This is a genomic window from Parasphingomonas frigoris (assembly GCF_036663815.1).
Lineage (GTDB): Bacteria > Pseudomonadota > Alphaproteobacteria > Sphingomonadales > Sphingomonadaceae > Sphingomonas.
Window position 1 is genome coordinate 1 of the sequence record NZ_JAXOJQ010000052.1, and the last position, 1,327, is coordinate 1,327.

At 60.1% G+C, this 1,327-nt stretch carries 3 protein-coding genes; 2 read left to right on the forward strand and 1 reads right to left on the reverse strand.

Annotation, left to right across the window (positions count from 1 at the left end; all coding sequences use genetic code 11):
- Window positions 1–182: hypothetical protein (locus tag U1872_RS22365; RefSeq protein WP_332795066.1), on the forward strand; the 182-nt coding region annotated here is incomplete at its 5' end.
- A gap of 179 nt (window positions 183–361) precedes the next feature.
- Window positions 362–652, forward strand: coding sequence for a hypothetical protein (locus tag U1872_RS22370; protein WP_332746239.1), 291 nt, complete (start codon window positions 362–364; stop codon window positions 650–652).
- A 75-nt stretch (window positions 653–727) separates the two neighbouring features.
- Here the strand turns inward: U1872_RS22370 and U1872_RS22375 are convergent.
- Window positions 728–1,327 (reverse strand): hypothetical protein (locus U1872_RS22375; protein WP_332795067.1); only part of this gene is annotated, 600 nt, incomplete at its 5' end.

Here is a 1,327-nt window from a genome sequence, read left to right on the forward strand (position 1 = left end):
GACAGCTTTTGGCAAAAACTCCAGAAAACCGTGGGTTATTGTCAGCATTAGTTATAGGCATCAAAACGCCAAAATCGACGCACCTGCGATACCAGCGCGATACCAGGATGCGGCACACCTCGACACCGCTGCGCCTCGCCGTGCCCTCGAGCGAACCAGCCAAGCGACGATCACCGCTGTGATCACAATTCGACCATAGCCAGTAATTTACCCTTATAGAACCAGACCCCGGTTGGTTCTATGAGCAGATGCTGACGCCGCCTGCCCTATCGCATCGGGGGCTCTACCCTTTTGCGAATACTGCGAACGTCGTTCCGTATCCACGCAGCCAAACCGGGCTTGATCCCTGGCTGACAGGGTTGTGGATCTACTCCCCGTCACCCGAGACCATTGGTACCACCGCGACCAGCGTGGCAGTTGGTCGATTAAGGCGGTGCTGCCGACGATCGCGTCACTTCTCGATTATGGTGCGCTCGAGGTAAAGGACGGCGGCGATGCCGTCGAGGCGTATCGCGCGGCGGTAGCGGACGATTGCACAGCAGCGCGTCGCGCCGCCTTGGCATCTGCATTGCGCATCTATTGCGGCCGCGACGTCGAGGCGATGCGGGTCGTAGCGGCCAAGCTGGTCCAGACCGACGTCCATCCCGGCTAGACGGCGCTCAACCACCGCGATCGAAGTCTTTAAGGGCAGTTGGGACCGTTCGCGAATGGTCCCGGCTTCAAACATTCAGACGTCGAGAGGCTGCACCGCGGCGCCGCCCACGGCCACCAGATCGGTGACATCGACCGCCCTTGAATCAAGGGTGAAGCCAGCCTTCATTGGGCCCCCACGCTCTTCCTTGGCATCGAAGCCGAGCGCCCGACACACGGCAACGCTGGCTAATGTGTGGCAAGCGATCTGGCCATCGGCACACGTGCTCATAGTCAGCAACACACGGCGGCGCGGCTGATTTACGTAGATTCGCAGGTCCGGGGTGTCGGTGAAACCGATCGTCATGCTTCGTGGGCAACGGGTCGACAATTCTTCGACGAGTGCCGCACCATCGGTCGAAAGGCGCGCGCGGAATTTACGCTCGCCATCCGTCGCATCGTCGTCGTCCTTGGCCGTCGACGTATCGAGGGATGTACCTTCATTCCCAAGGTCAGCGCCGTCATTTTCTGAGACATGGCGGGTGTCCCCGTCATCACCGAAAAGCGCCGCCATCATCTTTTCGACCTCGTCAGGCCCAATCCCGTCCCGTTCGCTGCCAGGCGTGGTTTCACCGTTGCAGATGGGATTGAAAGCCTCGATCAACGCTTTCTCCGCAGGACGCAGCCAATGGCGCTT